The organism is Pandoraea sp., from assembly GCF_041919235.1.
Classification (GTDB): domain Bacteria; phylum Pseudomonadota; class Gammaproteobacteria; order Burkholderiales; family Burkholderiaceae; genus Pandoraea.
In genome coordinates this window covers 1-24507 of the sequence record NZ_JAYRUC010000012.1, presented here as the reverse complement: position 1 = coordinate 24507, position 24507 = coordinate 1, and the positions used below count along the sequence as shown (strand labels likewise).

The following is a 24507-nucleotide window of genomic DNA, read 5'->3' as shown; positions in this document are numbered from 1 at the left end:
GGCCAGCGGGGGGGCACGCCGCACGTCAAGCGCAGCCTCGAGGAGACTGTGGAAAATGAGTCAAGTGATCGAAGTGAAAGTCCCGGATATCGGTGACTTCAAGGACTTGCCCGTCATCGACGTGCTGGTCAAGGCGGGCGACAAGATCGATGCCGAGCAGGCCCTGATCACGCTGGAATCGGACAAGGCCACGATGGATGTGCCGAGCCCGGCCGCTGGCATCATCAAGTCGCTGAGCCTGAAAGTTGGCGACGAAGTATCGGAGGGTTCCCTCATTCTGACGCTCGAGACCGTGAACGGCTCGGGTGCCCAAGCGAGCGCTGCCGCGGCCCCCGCACCTGCGCCCACGCCGGCCCCGGCCCCGGCCCAGCAAGCGACCTCATCGCGCGCTGCGCCCGCCGCTTCGGCAACTGCCGCGGCGGCCAGCGGCGGCGCAACCCAGATCGACGTGAAGGTGCCGGACATCGGCGGCTACGACGACGTGCCTGTGATCGATGTGCTGGTCAAGGTGGGCGATACCGTTACCGCCGAGCAATCGCTCGTCACGCTGGAGTCCGACAAGGCGTCGATGGACGTGCCGAGTCCGGCCGCAGGGGTGGTCAAGGAACTGAAGGTCAAGGTTGGCGACACCGTGTCGGAAGGCTCGTTGATCATCGTGCTCGAAGGCGCTGCCGCCGCCGTTGCCGCGCCAGCCAAGGCTGCTGCACCGGCGGCCGCCCCCGCCCCGGCCCCAGCCGTGCAAAGCGTGGCACCTGCCGCGCCGTCGCCGGCTGCCGCATCGGCGCCTGCCGCCATTCCCGAAGCCGCGCCGAGTACTCAGCCGATCAGCCATGCCAGTCCTTCCGTGCGCAAGTTCGCTCGCGAGCTGGGTGTGGATGTCACGCGAGTGAAGGGCACCGGTCCGAAGGGGCGTGTGATCGTTGAAGACGTGCGCAATTTCGTCAAGAACGCACTCGCGGGCAATAATAACAATCGCCCGGCCGCTGCGGGCGCCGCGTCGGCGGGCGGTGGCGAACTGAATCTGCTGCCGTGGCCGAAGATCGACTTCTCGAAGTTCGGTCCGGTCGAGCCGAAGGCGCTTTCGCGCATCAAGAAGCTTTCGGGGGCGAACCTGCATCGCAACTGGGTCATGATTCCGCACGTCACGAACAACGACGAAGCGGATATCACCGAACTCGAAGCGTTCCGCGTGCAGTTGAACAAGGAAAACGAAAAGGCCGGCGTCAAGGTGACGATGCTCGCTTTCGTCGTGAAGGCCTGCGTCATGGCCCTGAAGAAGTTCCCGACGTTCAACGCGAGCCTCGACGGCGACAACCTCGTCTTCAAGCAATACTTCCATATCGGTTTCGCGGCCGACACGCCGAACGGGCTCGTGGTGCCGGTCGTTCGCGACGCCGACAAGAAGGGGGTGTTCGAGATCGCGCGCGAGACCTCGGAGTTGGCGAAGCTCGCCCGCGAAGGCAAGCTCAAGCCCGATCAAATGCAGGGCGGGTGCTTCTCGATCTCGTCGCTCGGCGGTATCGGCGGCACAACCTTCACGCCGATCATCAATGCACCGGAAGTGGCGATTCTGGGGCTGTCGCGTTCCTACCAGAAGCCGGTGTGGGACGAACGCAAGCAACAGTTCCTGCCGCAACTGACGCTGCCGCTGTCGCTGTCGTACGATCACCGCGTGATCGATGGCGCCGAGGCCGCACGCTTTAACGCCTACCTGGGACAACTGTTGCAGGACTTCCGCCGCGCAATGCTGTAATGGCAAGCGCCGTCGGCCGCGCGCAAGCGCAAGCCGGCGGCACGCGCGTAAAAGCTTCGGGATCTGGACGGAGAAGGTATCGTGACCACCGTGGTAGTCGTCAAGAAGGCGGGTGAGATTGCCATTGCCGCCGATTCGCTCGTCACGTTCGGCGATACAAGGCTGTCGCAATCGTATGAGGAAAATCGCAAGGTTTTTCTTGTGGGCGATTCCTACGTCGGTCTGGCGGGCACGACCGCGCACTTTCCGGTCATGCGTGCGATTCTTTCCGGCATGGCGGACGAATGCCGTTTGCATTCGCGCGATGAAGTGTTCCGCACTTTCTGCCGCGTTCATCAGAAGCTCAAGGAAGAGTATTTCCTCAACACCAAGGAAGAGGAAGACGATCCGTACGAGTCGTCGCAGATTACTTGTGTGATCGCGAATCCGACAGGCATCTACGGGGTCTATTCCTATCGGGAAGTGTTTGTTTTCGATCGGTTCTGGGGGATCGGTTCGGGGCGCAGTTTTGCGCTCGGCGCCATGTATGCCCTCTACGACCAGGATCTGAGTGCCAGCGCCATTGCCGAAGCGGGCGTAAAGGCCGGTGCGGAGTTCGACAAGAGTTCCGCCGGCCCTTTTCAGGTGCACGCGTTTCCGATCGATACCACCATCAAGTCATAAATGCGACAGGGAGACCCCGCATGAGTCTCATTGAAGTCAAAGTGCCGGATATCGGCGCAGAGGGCGTAGATGTCATCGAAGTGATGATCAAGCCCGGCGACAAGATCGCCAAGGATGCTTCGCTCATTACGCTGGAATCCGACAAGGCGTCCATGGAAGTCCCGTCGGAAGTGTCGGGCACCGTGAAGGAAGTGAAGATCAAGGTCGGCGACAAGGCCAGCCAAGGCACGTTGATTGCGCTCGTCGAAGCCGACGGCGCAGGTGTCGCCAACGCCGCAGCCCCGACAGCGGCTCCCGCTGCTGCGGCACCGGCCGCGCCCACCGCACCGGTCGCTCAGCCCATCGCCTCGGCGCCGGCGCCGGCCAAGCATGATGGCGGCGCGGACACCGAGTGCGACGTGCTCGTATTGGGCGCCGGTCCTGGCGGCTATTCGGCCGCGTTCCGCAGCGCCGACTTGGGGCGCAAGACGGTGCTCGTCGAGCGCTATGCCGCACTGGGCGGCGTGTGCCTGAATGTAGGTTGCATCCCGTCGAAGGCGCTGCTCCATACGGCCGCTGTTCTCGAAGAGGCGCAATCGCTCGGCCATCACGGCGTTTCGTTTGCGAAACCCGAGATCGACCTCGACAAGCTGCGTGCCTACAAGGAAAGCGTAGTTGGCAAGCTCACGGGCGGTCTGGCCGGCATGGCCAAGATGCGCAAGGTCGAAGTGGTTCGCGGGGTGGGTACCTTCCTCGATCCGAACCACATGGAAATCGTCGCCGACGATGGCAGCAAGCGCACGGTGAAATTTGCGCAGGCCATCATCGCTGCGGGATCGCAATCGGTGAAGTTGCCATTTCTGCCAGAAGATCCGCGCATCGTTGATTCGACCGGCGCACTCGAACTGCGTCAACTCCCCAAGAAGATGCTCGTCATTGGTGGCGGCATCATCGGCCTGGAAATGGCAACGGTGTATAGCGCCCTGGGCGCCGAGATCGACGTCGTGGAAATGCTCGATGGCCTGATGCAAGGCGCAGACCGCGATTTGGTCAAGGTCTGGGAAAAGATGAACACGAAGCGCTTCGGCCGCGTCATGCTCAAGACCAAGACCGTGGGTGCCGAGGCCAAGGCCGATGGCATCTACGTGAAGTTCGAGGGCGAGGCGGCTCCGGCGGAGCCGCAGCGTTACGACCTGGTGCTGGTCGCGGTGGGGCGCAGCCCGAATGGCAAGAAGATCGGTGCCGAGAACGCTGGCGTGGCAGTGGGCGATCGCGGTTTCATTTCGGTCGACAAGCAGATGCGCACCAACGTACCGAATATCTTCGCGATCGGCGACATCGTCGGCCAGCCGATGCTGGCCCACAAGGCAGTGCACGAAGCCCACGTAGCCGCCGAGGCTGCAGCGGGCGAGAAGGCCTATTTCGACGCAGTCCAGATTCCGTCAGTGGCCTACACCGATCCGGAGGTGGCTTGGGCCGGCAAGACGGAAGATCAATTGAAAGCCGAAGGCGTCAAGTACGGTCGGGCTGTGTTCCCGTGGGCAGCATCGGGCCGTGCCATCGCGAACGGGCGTGATGAGGGCTTCACCAAGTTGCTGTTCGACGAAGAGACGCATCGCATCGTGGGCGGCGCGATCGTCGGCACGCACGCGGGCGATCTGATCGGCGAAATCTGCTTGGCTGTCGAAATGGGCGCCGATGCCGTCGACATCGGCAAGACGATTCACCCCCATCCGACACTGGCCGAGTCGATTGGCATGGCAGCGGAGATTTACGAAGGAGTTTGCACCGACGTACCGCCGCCTCGCAAGAAGTAACGCGCGTCGGCGTTGGCGCGTGCATCGATGCATGTCGAGTGCACGCGTTGTCGGCCGGTGCAGTTGCGGACTTCCGTCGTTGCACGTTGCGGCCGACGGCGGATGCCGAAACACGAACCGCCATTTCGCTGAGGGATGGCGGTTTTTTATATGCGATCGAAAAAGAAAACCCGGCGCGAGGCCGGGTTTGAGCGGTACCTGCAGTACCAAAGCGACAACGGGTTGCCGTCGCATCACCTTGGGGGAGTGCAGCGGCAAGCGTCCAAAGGGTTCTCGCGAAAGCCTGCAGGACGCTATCGATTACTTCTTGGCGCTGGCGGCACGCGATGCTTGAGCAGCCGCCTTCGACGCGACGTTGGTCGCGGCAGCGAAGTTCGTCTCAGCCATTTCAACGGCCTGCTTCGTGGCCTTCTGGACGCTGTCGAACGCGCTGTTGGCAGCCGACAAGGCCGACTTGGCCAGTGCAACGGCAGACTCCGAACCGGCCGGGGCATTCTTGGCCAGGTTGTCGAACAGCGCTTGCACGTTCTGCGAGCTTTCGGCCAGTTGGGCTTCCGCTACCTTGGTCACCTCGGCTTGCGTCGACGAAGCGATTTCATACAGGTGACGACCATACGCGAGCGCCTTTTCGGCGGCCGGCTGGACGAGGTTGGCTTGCAGCGCGAGCAGCTCTTGCGCATCTTTCACAGCGAAAGCCTTCTGCGCGGTGGAGGCGGACTCGGCCAGCGATGCCTTGACGGCTTGCAGGTTCAGTTCGACGAGCTTTTCCACGCCTTCGAAGGCTTTGTTGGTCAGGCCAAACAGGGTTTCGAAATTGGCTTTGTGGGCAGCAGCGAGTTGTTCAGGGGTCAGAAACGACATGGCGTTCTCCTATGGTGTCATACACAACATATCGACCCACTCCGTGTTCGCTGGTCGGTTCTCACCTTATCTTGGTGAAAACACGGTTGGGGCCTCTCGATTAAGTGCGATCTCTTTTGTGCATCGCACAATTGCAAGTGTAGAGATTTTCGCCTGGCTGTCAAGTCTTTTTTGTGCGCCGCAACAATTCAACAAAAGCTTACAAAATCAAAAGGTTGAGGTGCCGTAGAGAAGGTAGGAAGCCGCGTTGCGGCGAATTATCGGCACCCGCCGGAAAGCCTTGATTGGTGCGGCTCTGCACCTTTTTGGCGCTCGGCGCACCAAGCGTGGCAATGGTACTATCGACGCGTTCCGGCACTTGCGGGACGGCAACGCGCGCGAGTGCCTGACACGTTCCGGAGCAGGCTGGCGCGTTCCATTCGCCAGTGCCGAAGTCGTTCAACGCCTTTTTGCGTGCCGCACCCGCCGGCCATTCGCATCGATGCAAGCGTTTTTCAGCGACCATTTCGTCCTGCCGCTGCCGCCCGGGCATCGGTTTCCCATGGAGAAGTACGCCCGACTTCGCGAGCGCGTCGCTGGCGAATTGCCGCAAGTCGTATTGGCCGAGGCGATGCCCGCAGACGACGTGATGCTCGGCCGCGTTCATACGCTTGAGTACGTGCGCCGAGTGAGCGCAGGCACGCTGGATCCGAAAGAGCAGCGCCATATCGGATTTCCATGGTCGCCGCAGATGGTCGAGCGTTCGCGACGCTCGACGGGGGCGACAGTGGCGGCGTGTCGCGCCGCACTTGTCGATGGCGTGGCCGCGAATCTCGCTGGCGGAACGCACCACGCCTACGCCGATCGTGGCGAAGGATTCTGTGTGTTCAATGATGCTGCCGTGGCGGCCCGCACGATGCAGGCCGAACTCGGTCCCGGTACGCGTGTCGCGATCATTGATCTCGACGTGCATCAGGGCAACGGCACGGCGGCCATCTTCGAGCACGATGCGAGCGTTTTCACGTTGTCGCTGCATGGCGAGCACAATTACCCGTTTCGCAAGGCGAGCAGTGATCTCGACGTGGGACTGCCCGACGGTTGCGGCGACGACGCGTATCTGGTCGCGCTTGGCCACGCGCTGACCGATCTCTTCGCGCAGTTCACGCCGACGCTCGTGATTTATCTCGCGGGTGCCGATCCGCTGGAAAACGACCGGCTTGGCCGACTGGCACTCACTCACGATGGCTTGCTCGCCCGTGACCGTCGTGTGCTGACGGCATGCGCCGAGCGAGGTTTGCCAGTGGCGATTGCCATGGCGGGCGGCTATGGTCGCGACATCGAACAGAGCGTCGCGGCCCATTTCGCGACCATCCGCCTCGCCAGTCAGTTCCAGCGCGCGTGCCGCCGTGCAATCCCTGCGTCGGCAGGCGGTGCCCTCGTATGAGCGAGCACCGGACTGTGCCCCATCCTCCTGCGTCGTCGGACGGTGGCCGCGCGGCCGAGCGTGCCGGGCGCATGGCCGTCTGGCGCGCGACCATGCCATGGTGGTTCGTGCTGATCTGGAGCACGGGCTTTATCGTGGCCAAGTACGGCATGCCGAATGCCGAGCCGCTCACCTTTCTCGCGCTGCGCTTTGGCGGCACGCTGATCGTCATGTTGCCTATCGCCTTGTTGACGCGTACGCCATGGCCGAAGCGCCGCGTCGATGCGCGACAGACGGGGCCCGTCGAGCGCATCGACTGGCGACTCATCGCGCACCTCGCGGTCTCCGGCACGCTGATCCAGGCGGTGTATCTGGGCGGCGTATGGGCGGCGATAAAACAAGGGGCGCCCGCAGGTCTGGCGGCGTTGATCGTCGGCATTCAACCGTTGTTGACGGCACTCTTCGCACGCGTGGTCGGCGAGCCGGTGTCGCGACGTCAATGGCTCGGTTTGCTGTGCGGATTCGCTGGCGTTGGACTGGTGGTGGCCAACAAGGTCGGTGTGCGCGGCATCGGTGTGCACACGGTCGCTTTGTGCGTCCTGAGTCTGGTCGCGATCACCGCCGGCACGCTCTATCAAAAGCGATTTTGCGCACAGTTCGATCTGCGTGTCGGCACGCTCGTGCAGTTCGGCGCGGCCTTTGCCGTGACGCTGCCCGCCGCGTGGGCCCTCGAGACCATGCAGGTGCGCTGGAATGCTGAAATGATCGGCGCGCTCGTGTGGTCGGTGCTGGCGCTTTCGATCGGTGCGATTTCGCTGTTGTTCCTGCTGATTCGGCATGGCGCTGCAACCAAGGTCTCCAGCCTCATGTATCTGACGCCACCGACGACCGCCGTCATGGCCTGGCTGCTGTTCGGCGAGACGCTGTCTCCCCTGAGCGCTGCCGGGATGGTTGTCGCGGCCCTCGGCGTTGCGCTCGTGATCGAGCGTCGGGCGATGCCTGCCGCGTCGGCGTCATGAGCGCGGCGGTAGGTCCATTTCTTTCGTCATTTGCGATGAGCATGCGCTTATGAAACAACACCATCCAAGTGCGCAAGCCGCGCCAACATCGGTGCAGGACAACGCCGCCGCCGGCTTGCGCATCGAAGCCGCGACCGGGGAAGGCCCGGGTCGCCCGGCGGTCATCGATAACCCCGATCTGTGCGTGGGATATGTCGATGAGGCGATTCGCAGCCGGCGCTCGATTCGCGCTTACTTACCCACGCCTGTGCCGCAAGCGAGCGTCGCGGACATTCTCGCGGTGGCGTCGCGTGCGCCATCGGGCAGCAACATTCAGCCGTGGCAGACCTATGTGTTGACCGGCGAGTCGCTGAAGTCGTTGACGTCGCGTCTGCTTGAGGCATTCAACGATCCGGCGCAGCGGTTGATGCATCAGGAGGAGTACGCCTATTACCCGCGCGAGTGGAGTGAGCCCTATCAGGCGCGGCGTCGCAAGGTCGGCTGGGATTTATACGGTCTGCTGGGCATTGGGCGTGCCGACAAGGATCGCATGCAGAGCCAGCATGCGCGTAACTTCACCTTCTTCGATGCGCCGGTGGGTTTGATCTTCACGATCGATCGGCATCTGGAGCAGGGGAGCTGGCTGGACTACGGCATGTTCCTGCAAAGCGTGATGGTTGCGGCACGGGCGCGAGGACTCGACACCTGCCCGCAGGCAGCGTTTGCCACTTTCCACCGCGTGATTGCTGCAGAACTGCGGCTCCCGGAGACTCGAATGGTCGTGTGCGGCATGGCGTTGGGGTATGCGGACCCGAACGCCGTTGAAAACCGGCTTGTTACCGAGCGTGCGCCCCTGAATGACTGGGCGCATTTTCTGTCGTAGCGAGCCTTGGTGACTTGTCATTAATTGGCAATTTGTTGCGAATGTGCGATTTGGCGCGTTGCGCTGCACAAAACTGCCAGATGCCGGTTTAAGTATTTCAGCTAAGTCATTCATATTGCTTATTTTTTGGGAAGTTACTAAACTTCTCCCAAACTCGTTGCCTGCCAACCTTACACGACCCCAATCTATGTTCGCGATCACGACTCTTGCGCGTCTGTGCCGCTCCCGCCTCTGGGGGGCTGCCGTCGTGGCGATCTCGCTCGCCGCCGGTGCCCCGGCAGTCGTTCACGCCGCTGGTAAGACGAGCATTTGCTCGCCCAAGACGGCCAAGACTGCAGCCCAGAAGCGCGCGTGTGCCAATCCCAAGGCGATGAAATCCGTCGCCGCTTCCAAACCCGGTGTCAAACGTGCGGTTGTCACGACTGCATCGCGCGAGACCAAGCACGCAAGGGCCGGCGGCAAGGTGCGAAAGCTTGCTGCCGTCGACTACCGGGAAGCCTCCGCCAAGCGCGTGGCCGTCAAGCGTGTCGTTTTCAAGAACGGCAAACGCCACGTCGTAACCTCGTACCGAACCGTCAACTTCGTGCCGCAGGCACAGGAGCGTCTGTCGACGGGACGCGCGTTCGGTCTGCACGAATCGCCTGACGCCTTGGCGCTGCGCTCTTCGGTCGCCTATGTCGTCGACGAGCGCACGGGCGAATCGCTGTTCGACAAGAATTCCCATGCCGTGCTGCCGATCGCGTCGATCTCGAAATTGATGACGGCAATGGTGTCGCTCGATGCCGGCATTCCGATGACCGACATGATGGAAGTGACGGACGACGATCGCGATTACGAGAAGGGCACGGGGTCGCGCCTGTCGGTGGGGTCGCGCCTGTCGCGCGAAGACATGCTTCACATCGCGCTGATGTCGTCGGAGAATCGTGCGGCCGCTGCGCTCTCGCGTTATTTCCCGGGAGGGCGTCCGGCGTTCCTGGCGGCGATGAACCGCAAGGCGAAGCAACTCGGCATGAACGACACGCACTTCAACGATCCGACCGGGCTCTCGAGCCAGAACGTATCGAGCGCGCGCGACCTGGTCAAGATGGTCAAGGCCGCATATCAGTACCCGATGATTCGCCGCTTCTCGACGGACAGCAATTACGACGTCAATACCGGTCGTCGTGAGCTGCACTATGTCAGCACGAATCACCTGATCGGTCATCCGGGGTGGGAAATCGGTCTGCAGAAGACAGGCTACATCAATGAAGCGGGTCAGTGCCTCGTGATGCAGGCCAACGTCGAAGGCCGTCCGGTGATCATAATTCTGCTGGATTCGACGGGTAAGTATTCGCGCTTTGCCGACGCTGCGCGCGTTCGCAAGTGGCTGCTGGAAGGCGGCGGCGCTGCACCGCAACGCACGGCAGGGACGACCCCGACCGCACAAGTCGCAACCAACAACGAACACGCCCTGTAAGTCGTGCTGCGCTGAGTTGCGCGACGCGCGTCGCGCAAGCGGCCAGGTAAAGGCGCTCCCTCGGGAGCGCCTTTTGTTTTCTCCAGGCCGCCTTCGCAAGGTTCGTCGGATACGTTGTGTCGGCACCGCCCGCCCGTACGCAGGCAATCCTCAATGCCGATGTCCTCCATCGGCCGCAGGGATGTCGCCGATTAGCGGAGCTTGGCGCCGATTCGGATTATTCGGCCGTCGCGACCTGCGACACACCGCCGGCGACATCCGGCTTCGGCGCGTGAAAGCCCAGCGACGCGGAAATCGCGAGCGCCGTCTCGTTCAGATTGGCGAGCCACGCATCCTGCAAGCGGTCGGCCGGCGCAGACAGCGAGAGTCCCGCGACGAGCTTGCCGCTGTCGTCATAGATCCCGGCCGCGATACAGCGAACGCCCAGTTCGAGTTCCTCGTTGTCGCGCGCATAGCCGGACTTGCGCACATGGTTCAGTTCGCGCTCGAGCTTTTGCAGATCGGTGATGCTGTTGCGCGTATGGCCCGACAGGCCGGTGCGCGTGGCGTAGGCGCGTACGCGCGCAGCCTCGTCGGCGGCGAGGAAGAGCTTGCCGACCGAGGTGAGGTGCAAGGGCGCGTGACCGCCGATGGCACGCACCACCTGCATGCCCGAGCGTTCGCTGTACGCGCGTTCGATATAGACGATTTCGTCGCCCTGGCGCACCGACAGGTTGACCGTTTGCCCGGTCATGCGGTGCAGGCCGCGCATGGGCGTGAGCGCCGCATCGCGCACCGACAGTCGCGCTTTGACCAAATTGCCAAGCTCCAGCAGGCGCATGCCCAGACGATACGTGCCCGGATCGCAACGATCGACAAAGCGGCAGGCCACCATGTCGTTCAAGATGCGGTGCGCGGTGGACGGATGAAGTTCGGTGGCGTGCGCCAAATCCTTGAGACTGACGGGATCGGCATGCGCAGCAAGTGCATCGAGCAAACGCATCATGCGCTCGATGACCTGAATTGACGTGCGCGATTCCGTACCTTGACTGCCTTCGTCTTTCATGGGGGAGGACTGAGTTTCGTATAGCGTCGATTCTATATCATATTGTGAAAAATTCGCGGACTTCGCTTAGAGGAGTTATGCGAAAAACGACGCCACGCGTCGATGCGTCGACCGCAGGCGGCCTCGACGGCGGTCCGGCGACCGTTCGCGATCGTCGGTCGATGTATCCAGCGACGCGTGACGGGCGTGTCACAGGAAAGCGTCGCTGCCGCCGTAACGGCTGACAGAAACCGAAAGTGGTCTTTCGCTTGGGCGCTTACCATTGGCTGGCCATTTAATTCGGTATCCGGCCGAATCGGGAGATGTGGTCGATACCCTCAAGGAGGCGCTTGGAATGCATGGGTATGTTTTTGCGCCGGCGGCAGCGACATGGCCGCAGCGAAAGTGCGAGTTGAAGCGGGCGGCAGCCACGGGCGGCAAATCGATTGCCGAGAAGCACGCGGAAATCGTCGAGCAGTTTCAGCAGATCGCCAACACGAAGGCGCAGTTGGGAATGAATTGCGACGCGATTTCTCATCTGGAAAACGCATTCTTGTCGACCTATAAGAAAGCGACCTCGGGCTACTGGGGAGGGGGGCTTTGGGACGGGTTCTACCGATATGCATCCAACTCTAGCCGTCAGGGCTTGTACTTCCTGGTTGGCGAGCAGTTGCATGATCGCAATATCGAGCGTCTCACGCCGTCTGCCCGACGGTTTTCGATGATCCTGGGGCATTTGGCAGATGCACTGCGTCAGGAAGAAGCGATAGTGCGCAAATGCGGCGAGATGGCCGCGCGGTCAACTTCGCTTGCGAATGCAACATTTGAAGACATTGATGCGGAGAGGGAGGCGTACGCAAAGATTGGGGCAGCGTTTATGGATGCCCTGGCCGACATCGAGCAATGCCTGGACGCTGTGCGCGAGACGATCAGGCGCGGGTCCAAGGAAGTGTGGCCGGACAAGAAGCATTTTGGGAAGCGCTTCGCTATTTCGGCGGCGCTTTATTGCGTAGCGGGCGGCATTGCGATTGCGGCACTGATTACGTCGAGTGGCGTTCTGGCCATCGTCGGGCTGGCGTTGACGATGGTGATTCGTGCCGTCAGTCTGGGGAGCATTCGCGGCTTTGACCGTGAACGGGGGTGGAAGTCTATCGAAAGTCTGTTGGCGAGTACAAAGCAACTCATTGAAACGGAGGGGGCAACGATGAGAACGTATTTGGATATAAGCGACCGGCGCGCCGCGCTGGCACGAGAAGACATGGTGTGGGATCTGCTCAAGGACGTGAGGACTCAGGCGCGACACCTCAATGGCCGGGTCAGCAGCATGGCCGAACAAGTCGCGAGCGTCGCTTCGGGTATGGACTCGTTGCAAGATACCGTCGACGCCGTGCAGAGCGACGTCGGGCAGCAATCCCGGGTGCTGAACACGACGCAAGAGACATTGACGACGGGCTTCGGCGCCGTTGAGCGCAAGCTCGACGAGTTCAGAAGGGATCTGCAGCGCCTGTCGAATCTGCAAGAGACCGCGTCAATGCGCGCGGCGCTGGTGGCGCTCTCCAGATTTCCGGCTGCTGAGGTGCCGCGCAGCAACCGGACGATGCCAGAGCGCGCGCATTCCTGGAGTCCATATACGCACGGCGGCGCCCGCAGAGCGTAGCCGGCCGGGAACGTTCGCGCGCATCTGCGCGATATGCGGGAATCCACGCTGGGCCGGACCGGCCCAGCGTCTTATAATGGCGCATTATTCCCGGAACGAGGATTCCTCCAATGCGCGTCGGACTCTTTGTCACGTGTCTGATCGACATGATGCGTCCTGAGATCGGTTTCTCGACGCTCAAGCTGCTTGAGACAGCGGGCTGCGAGGTCGTGATTCCCGCATCGCAGACTTGCTGCGGTCAGCCCGGCTACAACTCTGGCGAGCGCGCCATCGCCCGTGATCTCGCCCAGAAATTCCTCGATGAATTCGAATCGTTCGACTATGTCGTTGTGCCGTCGGGATCGTGCGGCGGGATGGTCAAAGCGCACTACGGCGACCTCTTTGCCGATGACCCCGAACTCATGGGGCGCTACGAGCGGCTGCGTCCGCGCGTGTTCGAGTTGACCGATTTTCTCGTCAACGTGCTCCACATCGAGACTGTGCCCGGCGATTACAACGGCGAAGTGACCTATCACGACGCCTGTTCCGGTCTGCGCGAACTCGGTGTCAAGGCGCAGCCGCGCGCACTGCTCGCGAGAATGCCCGGCGTGAAGCTGACCGAAATGAAGGACTGCCAGGCGTGCTGCGGCTTTGGGGGCACGTTCGCGCTGAAGTACGGCGACATCTCGACAGCCATCGTCGACGAGAAGTGCGCCAACATCGCCGCGAGCGGCGCCCCGGCCGTCGTGCTCGGCGACCTCGGGTGCATGCTCAACATCGAGGGGCGACTGCGCCGCACCGGTGACACGAAGACGCGCGTGCTGCACATTGCCCAGGTGCTCGCCGGCGATGCGTGAGCGTGCCGCAGTCCTTCCGATCTTCACGCTCGCGCGCGCGATGTCGCGCGTCGGCGGCCATCACTTCTCGTGAGTCGCGATGCAAGTTCAATCGATGCAATTCAAGGCGCGCGCCGGGCAGAAGCTCGCCGACCAGCGTCTGCAGGCCAACCTCAAGAAGCTCTCGACCAAGTTCGTGACGGCGCGTGCCGTCGCCATGGAAGAAATCGACTTCGAGGCGACGCGTGAGGCGCTCAAGGAGCGTCGCAACCGTGGGCTTGAAACCCTCGACGTGTGGCTGGAGATCTTCGAGCGCGAGGCCACCCGACGTGGTGCAACCGTGCTGTTCGCGGAATCGACGCAGGACGCAGCGCGCCTGGTTGCGGATATTGCCCGCAGGCACGACGTCAAGAAAGTGATCAAGTCGAAATCGATGGTCACGGAGGAGTTGCAGCTCAACAAGGTGCTCGCCGACATGGGCGTGCAATCGGTCGAGACCGATCTTGGCGAATACATCCTGCAGATCAACGACAACGAACCGCCCTCGCACATCATTGCGCCCGTCGTGCACAAGGACAAGGACGAAGTCGCCGACTTGTTCGCTCGCGTTCACCACAAGCCGCGCCTGACCGATATTCCGGCAATGACGCGGGAGGCCCGCGAGATGCTGCGCCCGCAGTTCCTGTCGGCGGACATGGGGGTGACCGGCGGAAATTTCCTGGTCGCCGAAACCGGTTCGGTGGCCGTGGTGACCAACGAGGGCAACGAGGGCATGTGCACGATCATGCCGCGCGTACATGTGGCCGTCACAGGTATCGAGAAGGTGCTGCCCACACTCGAAGACCTGGCAACGGCAATGCGATTGTTGCCGCGCTCGGCGACCGGACAAGGAACGTCGAACTACTTCTCGCTGCTCACCGGGACACGTGCCGAGGATGAAGTCGACGGTCCCGAACATATGTATTTCGTGCTCGTCGACGGCGGTCGCTCGGGGCTGATTGGCGGGGCGTTTCAGGAGATGCTGCGTTGCATCCGCTGCGGCGCGTGCATGAACCACTGCCCGGTCTATCAAAAGATTGGCGGCCACGCATACGGCTGGGTGTATCCGGGGCCGATGGGTTCGGTGCTTACGCCGAGTTACGTCGGGCTCGAGAAGACGCTCGATCTACCGCAGGCAGCGACCCTGTGCGGTGAGTGCAACCGCGTCTGCCCGGTGGGAATTCCGATTTCGGATCTGCTTCGCAAGCTGCGCGAGCGTCAGGTGGACCGTGGTCTGCGGCCTTGGCAGGAGCGGGCTGCGCTCGCCGCATGGGCGTTCGCTGCGCGTCGTCCGCGGCTTTACGCAACGCTCTCCGGTCTGGGCACGCGGGTGCTGAAATGGATGGGGCGTGAGCGTGGCAGCATCTCGAAGCTGCCGTTTGCTGCGGGGTGGTCCGACACGCGCGAAATGCCGTCGCCGAGCGGCAAGACGTTCCGCGCGATGTATCGCGAACGACGCGCGCCGCGATAGGCCGCGATAGGCGTGCCGTGACGCGCAATCGCCGGCGAACAGCGAACGGCGGGCGCTGGCGTCGAAGCAAGCAGCCGGGCCCCGACTTGCCGAGACAGGCAACAAAGGGCGCCGGCTTTTTTGTGCCTGCGCGCGTCAGCTCCGGGCGGGCAATGCCAGGCGCTTCTCGATGCGCCGTTGTAGCGCCGACAACCCGGTCGACAGTACCCAGTAAATGGCCGCACATGCAAGATAGAGCGGTAGTGGCTGATACGTCGACGCAATCACTTCCTGGGCAGAGCGCAGCAACTCGGTCACGGTGATGACTGAGACCAGCGACGTGTCCTTGATCAGGCTGATGAGGCTGTTGCCAAGGCTCGGCACGGCGATTCGCAGTGCTTGGGGTGCGATGACATAGCGCAGCGTTTGCCAATAGGACAGGCCAAGACTGTACGCCGCCAGCCATTGTCCTCGCGGCATGCCTTCGAGCGCGCCGCGCATGCTCTCCGAGAGATAGGCGCCGACGTTCAGGCTGAGCGTGAGCACGCCGGCGGGCGTCGGGTCGAGAGAGATGCCGATGCCGGGCAGGCCGTAATAGACGACGAAGATCTGCACGAGCAGCGGGGTGCCGCGCATGACGCTGACGTAGGCGCGAGCGATACCGCGCAATACGCGGATCTTGCCGATGCCCATGATCGCCACAAGGGTGCCGATCGCCAGACCGAACACCATCGACATGAATGCGAACTTGATCGTAAGCACGGTGCCCTGCAACAGCACAGGCATGGATTGGGCAGCGAGTTCGAATGGATTCATGGGGGGATTTCTGATGAAGTGCCGTGGGCCGGAATGAGGACGGCCGGCACCCGCGCGGTTTGCGTGGTGCCGGCCGTTACGCGACCGAAGTGCGTCGCCGCGCGGCGTGCGTCTTACTTCGCCGGTTTGGAGACATCCTCACCGAACCACTTCTGCGCGATCTTGCCGAGCGAGCCGTCCTGCTTCATGCTCGAGAGGGCGTCGTCGATGGCCTTCGCGAACTTCGGATTGCCCTTGCGGAACGGGATGCCAACCGACTGGTTCGCGCCTTGCAGCACAGCACCCGGGCGCAGTGGCAGGTTCGAGGTCTTGATCAGATACGCGAGCATCAGGCGATCGTTGAGGGCGGCATCGATGCGACCGGCAGAGAGATCGCGCAGATACTCGGGCGCGCCTGGATAGGTCCGTACGTCGATCCCCGGAACCCCTTTCGCGAGGTTATCGTAGTTGCTGCCGAGACTCACGCCGAGTTTGTGGCCCTTGAGTGCTTCGAGCGAATTGAATTCGCGCTTGTCGTCCTTACGCTGAATGAGCTGTGCGGCCGAGAAGGTGTACGGCTGACTGAAGTCGAGCGACTTCTTGCGTTCGTCGGTGATGGCAACCTGATTGACGATGACGTCGAATTTACCGGCCATGAGTCCGCCGATGATGCCGCTCCATTCCGTGGTCACGAACACAGGCTTTACGCCCAGGCGTTGGGCAACGGCTTTGGCGACGTCGACATCGAAGCCGTCGAGCTGGCCGTCGGCACCGCGATAGTTGAACGGCGGGTAAGTCCCTTCGAGACCGATTTTCAGCACGCCGGCAGATTTCACCGTATCGAGCAGGTCGGCGGCGTGGGCGGGCGCGGTGCCCAGTAGTGCGGCTGCCGTCAGCGGCACGAGGCACAGCGTTTTGAGCCAGGTTTTCATAATGAGGAAGTCTCCCTAAGGCAATTGAAGAGGCGCAACGTTCGGCCGATCAGGTTGTGCGCAGCGCTTGCACGCATTCTCGCACCAGCTCGGGGCCACGGTAAATCAGTCCGCTGTAGACCTGGACCAGACTGGCCCCGGCGTCGAGCTTGGCCCGGGCATCGGCGCCGGACAGGATGCCCCCGACGCCGATGATCGGCAGCGCCCCGCCCAGCTCCGCGGCCAGTGCGCGGATCACGCGATTCGAGGCCTCGAACACCGGCCGCCCCGACAGGCCGCCCGTTTCGTTGGCATATGGCAGACCCGCAACCGCCTCGCGCGAGAGCGTGGTGTTGGTGGCGATCACGCCATCGAACCCATGGCGCGTGAGCGTGCCGGCAATGACCTTGATCTGTTCGTCATCGAGATCCGGGGCAATCTTGAGCGCAATGGGGACATATCTGCCATGGCGATCGGATAGCGCACGTTGCTTGTCCTTGAGCTTGCCGAGCAGGGCGTCGAGTTCATCGCCGCCTTGCAACTGCCGCAGATTCTTGGTGTTGGGCGACGAGATGTTGACCGTTACGTAGGTGGCGTACGGATAAACCTTCTCGAGGCAAATGAGATAGTCGTCGACGGCGCGCTCGATCGGTGTGTCGGCGTTCTTGCCGATGTTCAGGCCCAGCGGTCCCTTGTAGCGCGCCGACTGCACGTTTTGAAGGAATTGCTCGACACCGCCATTGTTGAAGCCCATGCGGTTGATGATCGCTTCGGCTTGCGGCAGGCGGAAAATGCGCGGCTTCGGATTGCCTGGCTGCGGACGCGGCGTGACCGTACCGACTTCCACGAAGCCGAAGCCGAGGGCGGCCAGGCCGTCGATGCAGCTACCGTCCTTGTCAAGGCCTGCGGCCAGGCCCACGGGATTCGGGAAGCGGATGCCCATGACGGTGCGCGGATCTTCGGGCAGCGTCTGACCGATGAGTCCGGCCAGACCGAGCGAGGCAGCCCCGCGCAGCGTGGCGAGCGTCAGATGGTGGGCTTGCTCGGCATCCAGACAGAACAGGGCGCGACGGGCCAGAGGATAGAGGGGCGCAATCACGGTGTCGGGTTCGGCAGAATCGGAAAGTCGCCATTTTACCGGTATCCCGGTCGCAGAGCGCGTCTTTTTCTACGCTCTGCGTACGCTCGATTGACGCGTCGCCCGGGGCGCGATGAGCGCGATGCGCACTACCGGGGTCACTCGCCTGCGGCGTCGAGCATGGCCTCGGGCATGTCATGCCATTGGCCGTCGCGCAGCCCTTGCAGCGGCCGGAAGTTCGCCTTGTAGACCATCTTGCGGCTCGCCTGAATCCAGTAGCCGAGGTAGACGTGCGGGAGTCCGAGGGCGCGCGCCTGTTCGATCTGCCAGAGGATGTTGTAGGTACCGTACGACACACCTTCGACGTCGGGATCGAAGAACGTGTAGACGGACGACAGCCCGTCGCTCAGGATGTCGATCATGCTGATCATGCGCAGTGTGCCTGCACCCTGGCGGCCGGGTGGCTCGCGAAACTCCACCAGTCGGGAGTTCACACGGCTTTGCAGCAGGAACTGCTCGTACTGCTCGCGGCTGTCGTGGTCCATGCCGCCGCCCGCGTGACGCCGTGACTGATAGCGCATGTAGAGTTGGTAATGCTCTTCCGTGTAGTGCAATCCCGAAACGTTGACGGCCAGGCCGGCGTGGCGTCGCCAGATGCGACGTTGGGTGCGGTTCGGGATGAAGCGAGCGATTGGCACGCGCACGGGGACGCAGGCGCGACAGCCGTCGCAGTATGGGCGATACGTGAAGACACCGCTGCGACGAAACCCGGCGCGAACGAGTTCGCTATAGACGTCCGAATTGATCAGATGGCTGGGCGTGGCGACTTGCGAGCGTGCGGTGTGATTGTCGAGATAGCTGCAAGGGTAGGGCGCCGTTGCATAGAACTGAAGGGCGGACAGCGGGGAGAGCGGCAGTTCGTTCGGATGGGTCACTGCAAAACCTCGTGAGCCTTGTCTGCTGCGTTACCGTAGGCCAGTGCGCTGAGCATCTGCTTGTCCAGATGCCAGGCCGGTGCGGGGGCCACGACCGCCTTCTGCACATGCGCCAGAAATGCCTGGCGGGGAATTTCACCGCCGCCGAGCGACGCCAGATGGGCGGTACTCTGCTGGCAGTCTATCACCTCTATTGCGTGCGCGCGTGCGAACGCGACCAGCGCTGCCAGCGCGATTTTCGAGGCGTCGGTGCGATTCGCAAACATCGATTCGCCGTAGAACATGCGTCCCAGGGCGACGCCGTAAAGGCCGCCCACACGTTCGCCATTGTAGAAAGTCTCCACGCTGTGGGCGAGTCCGGCGTCGTGCAGCGCGCGGTAGGCGGCGACAATCGCGGGCGTGATCCAGGTGCCGTCCTGGCCGGGGCGCGGCGCTTGCGCGCAGGCTTGCATGACCGCAGCGAAGCCGGCGTCCAGGCGGATCTCCCACGCGTCGTCGCGCAGCACACGGCGCAGCAGTTTGCGGAAGTTGTGACTGACGACGAAGTTCTCGGGGCGCAGCACCATGCGCGGGTCGGGGCTCCACCAAAGCACTGGCTGGCCCTGCGAGTACCACGGGAAGATGCCTCGCTGGTAGGCGGCGAGCAGGCGTTGCGGTGAGAGATCGAGTCCAGCCGCGAGCAATCCTGGCGCGTCGCTCGACGCATCGAGCGCTTCGTCCACGGGGGGAAAGGGATCGTTTGCTTCGAGCCAGACGACCATGGCGGCGTTAGCGTTCCGGGGTTTCGGGCAACTTCGTGCGATGCGCCGCGGGGGTGCGCTCAGACATGCAGCATCGGCGTGAGGATGTCCTCGGTGTGCGCCGTATTGACCGGCAACGAGGGCACCGGCACACCCGGCACGGCCGCGCCGTCCTGCGAGGCCTCGAGATGCACGCCGAACGTTCCCGCGCGGCGGTCTTCGAAGAAGAAGCGCAGTGTCTTCGCGATGGTCGGGAAGGCGATCTCGTCCCAGGGAATCTCGTCTTCCGAGAACAGGGCCACTTCGAGGCTCTCTTCGCCGGCGGCAAACTGCGGATCGCGCATTTGCGCCAGATAGAAGATATGGACCTGGTGGACGTGCGGCACGTTGAGCAACGAGAACAGCGGGCCGACCTCGACGAGCGCGCCGGCTTCTTCCAGCGTCTCGCGTGCCGCAGCCTGCGCCGTCGTTTCCCCGATTTCCATGAAGCCAGCCGGCAGCGTCCAGTAGCCGAGGCGCGGTTCGATTGCGCGCTTGCAAAGCAGCACCTGATCGCCCCACACAGGCACAGTGCCCAGCACGTTGCGGGGGTTCTGATAATGGATTGTGCCGCAATGGGTGCACACATGCCGCTCGCGGTTGTCGCCGGGCGGAATGCGCAACTCGACCGAATGGCCGCAAGCGGAACAGAATTGGATGGAAGGGCGTCGGATCATGGTTGCTGGGAGTGTATCATCGGCAACGCGCGCTGTGCGGCGGTGCAAACGGTATGCCGGGATATCCCGTGTGGCGGGGCGCGCGGCGAAATCCGGACGGCCCGCCGGGTGTGTGCTGGAAAAATATTCTGCCGTTCATGTTGCACTGCGGTGGCAATTGCCATATACTCTAATTCTTCAGACGCGGGGTGGAGCAGTCTGGCAGCTCGTCGGGCTCATAACCCGAAGGTCACAGGTTCAAATCCTGTCCCCGCAACCAAATTCAAAAGCCTGATTTCCAAAAGAAATCGGGCTTTTTGCATTCTTCCGTCTCCATTTCGTGTGTGTATGACGTTCGTGCACGGTGCGTCAACGGTGCGCAATCGCGGGGGGCAAATGTCAGTGAATTCAGCCGATTCAGTCATCTCCCTGGCGAGCGAATGCGAATTCGACGCTATGACCGAGCTCTGGGAAGCCTCAGTGCGGGCGACGCACGATTTCCTCGGTCACGCCGATATTGCGCGATTGCGTCCGCGAATTCGCAACGAATACCTGGGCGCCGTCACGCTGCGCGTGTTCCGTGACGATATCGGGGGCATCCTTGGTTTCGTGGGCGCGGCGCAGGGCCATGTGGAGATGCTGTTCGTCGCGCCTGATGCGCGTCGGCGGGGTATCGGTGCCGCCTTGCTTGCCTGTGCCGTGCGAGAACTCGATTGCGCAAGCGTCGATGTCAACGAGCAGAATTCGCAAGCGCTGGCATTCTATCGGCGCGAGGGGTTTGAGGTGGTCGGCCGATCGGCGCTCGACGGGCAGGGACTTCCGTTCCCGCTTTTGCACATGCGACTGGTTAGCGGGAAGCCGGTAGCAGGCGCTGTCTGATCTTCGCGCCGAACACGTTCACCACAAGGCCCGACATCACGAGCACGGCCCCCATGATTTGCGGTCCCGAGAGGCGCTCGCCGAGCAGCAGTGCTGCCGACGCGAGACCGATGATTGGTACAAGCAGCGAAAACGGCGCGACCTGACTGGCTGGGTAGCGTGTCATCAAACGGCCCCAGAGCGAGTAGCCCACGAGCGTTGCGATGAAGGCGAGGTAGGCGACGGCGAAGATCGACGTTACGGAGAGGTGGGCGAGCGAGTCGGCGATTTGCTGCGGACCTTCGAACCAATAGGAGAGCAGGGCGAACGGAATTGGCGGAATGAGGCTTGCCCAGACTACGAGGCCGACGAGATCGACGTTGCCGATCTTCTTGGTGACGATGTTGCCTGTCGCCCAGCTCAGCGAGGCGCAGAGTGTTAGCGCGAAGCCGAGGGGCGTCATCGCGCCGCCGCCTTGCATGCCGATGACGGCGAGGCCTGCTGCTGCGATGAGGAGGCCCGCCACATTCTGTGCGCGAAAGCGCTCTCCGAGGCACAGCACAGCGAGTCCGAGCGTGAAAAACGCTTGGGCTTGAAGCACCAGAGACGCAAGACCTGCGGGCATGCCGACGTACATTGCAGTGAACAGGAGCGCGAATTGGCCGAACGAAATCGTCGCGCCGTACGCGATCAGCCAACGCCACGGCACTTGCGGGCGCTTGATGAAGAAGACGGCGGGGAAGGCGGCGAGCAGGAATCGAAGGGCGCCTAGCAGCATGGGGGGCACGCCGTGCAGCCCGACCTTGATGACGACGAAGTTCACGCCCCATGCGAGTATGACGATCAGTGCCCGCAACAGATCCTTAGGTGCCATTCCGGCGTCTCCTTGTGCTGCCTCGGTGGGCGACTGGGAAGGCGAAAGTGTACTCCTCGGGCGTCGACCTGTCGTGTGCGGCCGTCGGTGCGTCGATGGGCGCAGTCATGTGTTTCGCGGGCATAGAGTGGGGCGCGAGCGGGCCGACGCGGATGTCAGGGGAGGTTGTGCAGGTCTTGAGTGGACGTTGAGTGGACGTTGAGGCGGCTCGAGCGCCCCGGCGAGCGGTGGAGGCATGACATATACTTCGTGCTTTGTTTATCACGAGGTGTCGTCTTGTTTTGGCAAGGCGTCGCTTGCTGTCCCAGAGGAATTTGCATGAACCTGCCTGCCCGCCGCGTCAGCGTCGCGCCGATGATGGATTGGACGGATTCGCATTGCCGGGTCTTTCATCGTCAACTCTCGCGTCATGCGTGGCTCTATACCGAGATGGTCACGACTGGCGCGCTGTTGCATGGCGACGTTGCGCGACATCTCGATTTCGATGCCGTCGAGCATCCCGTCGCGTTGCAGCTCGGCGGCAGCGAGCCGCACGATCTGGCGCGTGCGGCGAAGCTTGGCGAACAGTGGGGCTATGACGAGATCAACCTGAATTGCGGGTGTCCGTCGGAGCGGGTGCAGCGCGGCGCGTTCGGTGCCTGTCTGATGGCCGAGCCGGAACTGGTGGCCGATTGCGTGAAGGCGATGCGCGATGCGGTGCACATTCCCGTCACCGTCAAGCATCGTATCGGGATCGACGACGTCGAATCGTTCTCATTCGTCGAGGACTTTGTCGGCAAAATTGCGCAGGCCGGGTGCTCGACGTTCATCGTTCACGCGCGCAACGCGATCCTCAAGGGGCTGAGCCCGAAAGAGAACCGCGAGATCCCGCCGCTCAAGTACGACTATGCCTATCGCCTCAAGCAAGTGTTCCCGCAGCTCGAGATCTTGGTCAATGGCGGCGTGACGACGCTCGATGAAGTCGAGCGACATTTGCAGCACGTCGACGGTGTCATGCTGGGCCGCGAGGCCTATCACAATCCGTACGTGCTCGCGGAAGTCGATGCGCGATTTTACGGCGACACGTCGCCGGTGAAATCGCGCGAGGCCGTGGAAGACGCCTTGATCGAATACGCGGCGGCGCAAGTGGACAAGGGGCAGTATCTCGGTGCGATAACGCGGCATGCGCTGGGCCTGTATCGCGGGGTGCCGGGCGCGCGTGGATGGCGTCGGGTGCTGTCCGATCCCAAGCGTCTCAAGGCAGGTATCGGCGCGTTCGAAGAGGCGCGTGCGCAGTTGCGCGCCGGGACAATCTCGGCGCGAGACGATGTGGGGTCCGTCGCAATCGCTTGATGCCTTGCATCGAGAGGCGACCTCGCGTTGCGAGCGTTCGCCGCGTAAGATGACCCTGTCCTGCATCGTTCGCGCACGTGAGCGCGAATATATTTCAGCGAAGTGAAAAAAGCGCTTGGCAACGCGATAAAAACGTCGCTATAATCTTGTTTCTGTTCGGCGAGCAAGTCATGTTGCCGATCACGGCGGTGGCCGTAGCTCAGTTGGTAGAGTCCTGGATTGTGATTCCAGTCGTCGTGGGTTCGAGTCCCATCGGTCACCCCAAAAATCCTTGCTTTCCCCGGTAGTAATCACTTCGTTTGTCAACGAAATCCCCGATTTGTCAATTTGCTCACTTCGTCGGTGACGCTTTTCTCACGCGTCTGCGATCATAGTGCCGCATCGTCGTGCCCGGGTCTGCGTGTGCGGCAAAGTCGAAAACGTCAGCTTCTCGACGCTCGAGCTTTTCCGTGATCGCGACTGGTCGGCCGTCGTTAAGCGTGAAGTACGCCGAGTGCCCAGAGATCAGATATACCGCTCGCTTCTTCAGGTCATCCCATTGCGCGCGCACTGTTGGGTCGAACGACGCAATCCATGCGAATTGCGCGTCTTGCCAAACGCTTCCCCACCCGCTGCGCGTGTAGGCTTGCCCCATTCGATTGCCAAACAGAGCCATGCCAGGAATCCGGCGGCCTTGTTGCGCGCGTTTGACGACCGTGCTCAGCCGAGGCGACCACGCCCGCAACTTCGTCACCCTTTCCTCGCCGCGTTTCCGCTTGGCGCTTTCAACGATCACGCCGTCGTCCCGAACTCCTGAACGGTGAAACGGGCGAACCTCAGCCGCACGAAATCCGGTGAGATAGGCGAACATGGCCGCGCACCCCATCGTCTAGAAGGAGAGGTCTTGCCGGACGGCCCCCAGGTAAAACCGAGTCACTTGGCTGGCCGTGACGTCGCGCCGAACCACATCCGTCTCGTTCAGCATAAGCCCGACAAAAGGATTCACGTCGATCACTCCGCAGCGAACCGCATAGTTGCAGATTGTCTGCATGGCAGCTATGTCCTTGTTTGCGCTCGCCGGCGCACCAGCGGCGGCACGGGCATCCAGGTATTGATAGCCGTGCAACATCTTGAGCGACGTCGGCGACATACGGCCGAAGAACTTCGTGAGGTTGGGCACTCAAGACGTACAGTCCTACGACCGTCGTGAAGGCCAATGTCCAGAAGCCCGCCATCTGTGCGAAGTCGGGCGATGTTTGAGACGTGTTTGGTGGCGTGGGAGCCACCGCTACGACGGCGAAGTACTGGCCGTTTTCGGGCGGGCACAGTTGACGATCGGTCGGTGTCACCGCCATCGACTGGTGAACGGGTTTGCAGCCCAGCACGCGGGGGTGTCAGAATTTCCGTGTTCAAGGCGGGTTGAGAATTACACGGACGGTCGAACGAATCGATCCGCGTAAAGGATAGCGAATTGGTTCATTGCTGTCTTCCAGTCCTTGGCTGCGCGGCCCCA

23 protein-coding genes and 2 tRNA genes are annotated in these 24507 nt (G+C 62.4%); 14 read left to right on the top strand and 11 right to left on the bottom strand.

Annotated elements, in window-relative coordinates:
- Positions 1–55 precede the first annotated feature (55 nt).
- From aceF to lpdA, 3 genes are all read left to right on the top strand, one after another.
- Complete coding sequence (gene aceF / locus ACE3UG_RS11450) at positions 56–1753, top strand: dihydrolipoyllysine-residue acetyltransferase (RefSeq protein WP_374623782.1); 1698 nt, start codon at positions 56–58, stop codon at positions 1751–1753.
- A gap of 81 nt (positions 1754–1834) precedes the next feature.
- The gene (locus tag ACE3UG_RS11445) at positions 1835–2416 is read left to right on the top strand and encodes an MFS transporter (protein ID WP_374623779.1); all 582 of its coding nucleotides are present in this window, start codon (positions 1835–1837) and stop codon (positions 2414–2416) included.
- A 20-nt stretch (positions 2417–2436) separates the two neighbouring features.
- Positions 2437–4212, top strand: a complete 1776-nt coding sequence (gene lpdA, locus ACE3UG_RS11440; protein ID WP_374623776.1) for a dihydrolipoyl dehydrogenase — start codon at positions 2437–2439, stop codon at positions 4210–4212.
- Positions 4213–4512: 300 nt separating this feature from the next.
- Here the strand turns inward: lpdA and ACE3UG_RS11435 are convergent, their stop codons facing one another.
- The gene (locus ACE3UG_RS11435) at positions 4513–5073 is read right to left on the bottom strand and encodes a phasin family protein (RefSeq protein ID WP_374623773.1); all 561 of its coding nucleotides are present in this window, start codon (positions 5071–5073) and stop codon (positions 4513–4515) included.
- 199 nt (positions 5074–5272) lie between these two features.
- Positions 5273–5578: a hypothetical protein gene (locus ACE3UG_RS11430; RefSeq protein ID WP_374623770.1), complete on the bottom strand. Its 306-nt coding sequence runs from the start codon at positions 5576–5578 to the stop codon at positions 5273–5275.
- Between ACE3UG_RS11430 and ACE3UG_RS11425 the strand changes: the two genes are divergently transcribed.
- The 4 genes from ACE3UG_RS11425 (at position 5555) to pbpG (ending at position 9812) form a co-directional block, all read left to right on the top strand.
- Positions 5555–6496, top strand: coding sequence for a histone deacetylase (locus tag ACE3UG_RS11425; protein ID WP_374623767.1), 942 nt, complete (start codon positions 5555–5557; stop codon positions 6494–6496). The two genes, ACE3UG_RS11430 and ACE3UG_RS11425, sit on opposite strands and share 24 nt — an antisense overlap.
- 71 nt (positions 6497–6567) lie before the next feature.
- A complete protein-coding gene (locus tag ACE3UG_RS11420; RefSeq protein WP_374624068.1) occupies positions 6568–7494 on the top strand; it encodes a DMT family transporter in 927 nt (308 codons plus the stop codon).
- Between the two features lie 49 nt (positions 7495–7543).
- A complete protein-coding gene (locus ACE3UG_RS11415) occupies positions 7544–8356 on the top strand; it encodes a nitroreductase (protein WP_374623764.1) in 813 nt (270 codons plus the stop codon).
- Positions 8357–8543: 187 nt separating this feature from the next.
- On the top strand, positions 8544–9812 hold the full coding sequence (pbpG, locus tag ACE3UG_RS11410) for a D-alanyl-D-alanine endopeptidase (protein ID WP_374623761.1): 1269 nt from the start codon (positions 8544–8546) through the stop codon (positions 9810–9812).
- A 217-nt stretch (positions 9813–10029) separates the two neighbouring features.
- Here the strand turns inward: pbpG and ACE3UG_RS11405 are convergent, their stop codons facing one another.
- On the bottom strand, positions 10030–10857 hold the full coding sequence (locus ACE3UG_RS11405; RefSeq protein ID WP_374623758.1) for an IclR family transcriptional regulator: 828 nt from the start codon (positions 10855–10857) through the stop codon (positions 10030–10032).
- 304 nt (positions 10858–11161) lie between these two features.
- On the opposite strand from ACE3UG_RS11405, the gene ACE3UG_RS11400 reads away from it, so the two are divergent.
- From ACE3UG_RS11400 to ACE3UG_RS11390, 3 genes are all read left to right on the top strand, one after another.
- The gene (locus tag ACE3UG_RS11400) at positions 11162–12493 is read left to right on the top strand and encodes a hypothetical protein (protein ID WP_374623755.1); all 1332 of its coding nucleotides are present in this window, start codon (positions 11162–11164) and stop codon (positions 12491–12493) included.
- Between the two features lie 110 nt (positions 12494–12603).
- Entirely contained in the window at positions 12604–13329 is a 726-nt protein-coding gene (locus ACE3UG_RS11395; RefSeq protein ID WP_374623752.1) for a (Fe-S)-binding protein, read from the top strand.
- A 79-nt stretch (positions 13330–13408) separates the two neighbouring features.
- Positions 13409–14818, top strand: a complete 1410-nt coding sequence (locus ACE3UG_RS11390) for a lactate utilization protein B (protein WP_374623749.1) — start codon at positions 13409–13411, stop codon at positions 14816–14818.
- Between the two features lie 135 nt (positions 14819–14953).
- On the opposite strand, the gene ACE3UG_RS11385 is transcribed toward ACE3UG_RS11390, so the two are convergent.
- The 6 genes from ACE3UG_RS11385 to ACE3UG_RS11360 form a co-directional block, all read right to left on the bottom strand.
- On the bottom strand, positions 14954–15613 hold the full coding sequence (locus ACE3UG_RS11385; RefSeq protein WP_374623746.1) for an amino acid ABC transporter permease: 660 nt from the start codon (positions 15611–15613) through the stop codon (positions 14954–14956).
- Between the two features lie 113 nt (positions 15614–15726).
- A complete protein-coding gene (locus ACE3UG_RS11380; protein WP_374623743.1) occupies positions 15727–16524 on the bottom strand; it encodes a transporter substrate-binding domain-containing protein in 798 nt (265 codons plus the stop codon).
- 49 nt (positions 16525–16573) lie between these two features.
- Positions 16574–17602, bottom strand: coding sequence for a quinone-dependent dihydroorotate dehydrogenase (locus ACE3UG_RS11375; RefSeq protein WP_374623740.1), 1029 nt, complete (start codon positions 17600–17602; stop codon positions 16574–16576).
- A 137-nt stretch (positions 17603–17739) separates the two neighbouring features.
- Positions 17740–18516: an arginyltransferase gene (locus tag ACE3UG_RS11370; protein ID WP_374623737.1), complete on the bottom strand. Its 777-nt coding sequence runs from the start codon at positions 18514–18516 to the stop codon at positions 17740–17742.
- On the bottom strand, positions 18513–19277 hold the full coding sequence (gene aat, locus ACE3UG_RS11365) for a leucyl/phenylalanyl-tRNA--protein transferase (RefSeq protein ID WP_374623733.1): 765 nt from the start codon (positions 19275–19277) through the stop codon (positions 18513–18515). Before aat ends, ACE3UG_RS11370 begins: the two co-directional genes overlap by 4 nt.
- A 59-nt stretch (positions 19278–19336) precedes the next feature.
- Positions 19337–19954, bottom strand: coding sequence for an NUDIX hydrolase (locus tag ACE3UG_RS11360; RefSeq protein ID WP_374624065.1), 618 nt, complete (start codon positions 19952–19954; stop codon positions 19337–19339).
- A 200-nt stretch (positions 19955–20154) separates the two neighbouring features.
- Here ACE3UG_RS11360 and ACE3UG_RS11355 point away from each other — a divergent pair.
- A tRNA-Met gene (locus tag ACE3UG_RS11355) sits at positions 20155–20231 on the top strand.
- 176 nt (positions 20232–20407) lie between these two features.
- Entirely contained in the window at positions 20408–20830 is a 423-nt protein-coding gene (locus ACE3UG_RS11350; RefSeq protein WP_374623730.1) for a GNAT family N-acetyltransferase, read from the top strand.
- Here the strand turns inward: ACE3UG_RS11350 and ACE3UG_RS11345 are convergent.
- Positions 20799–21683: an EamA family transporter gene (locus ACE3UG_RS11345; RefSeq protein ID WP_374623727.1), complete on the bottom strand. Its 885-nt coding sequence runs from the start codon at positions 21681–21683 to the stop codon at positions 20799–20801. The genes ACE3UG_RS11350 and ACE3UG_RS11345 overlap by 32 nt on opposite strands.
- 318 nt (positions 21684–22001) lie before the next feature.
- Here ACE3UG_RS11345 and dusA point away from each other — a divergent pair, with 318 nt between their 5' ends.
- Both dusA and ACE3UG_RS11335 read left to right on the top strand, forming a co-directional pair.
- Positions 22002–23015, top strand: a complete 1014-nt coding sequence (gene dusA, locus ACE3UG_RS11340) for a tRNA dihydrouridine(20/20a) synthase DusA (RefSeq protein WP_374623724.1) — start codon at positions 22002–22004, stop codon at positions 23013–23015.
- A 188-nt stretch (positions 23016–23203) separates the two neighbouring features.
- Positions 23204–23279, top strand: a tRNA-His gene (locus tag ACE3UG_RS11335).
- 604 nt (positions 23280–23883) lie between these two features.
- Here ACE3UG_RS11335 and ACE3UG_RS11330 read toward each other — a convergent pair.
- On the bottom strand, positions 23884–24174 hold the full coding sequence (locus ACE3UG_RS11330) for a hypothetical protein (protein ID WP_374623721.1): 291 nt from the start codon (positions 24172–24174) through the stop codon (positions 23884–23886).
- Positions 24175–24507 lie beyond the last annotated feature (333 nt).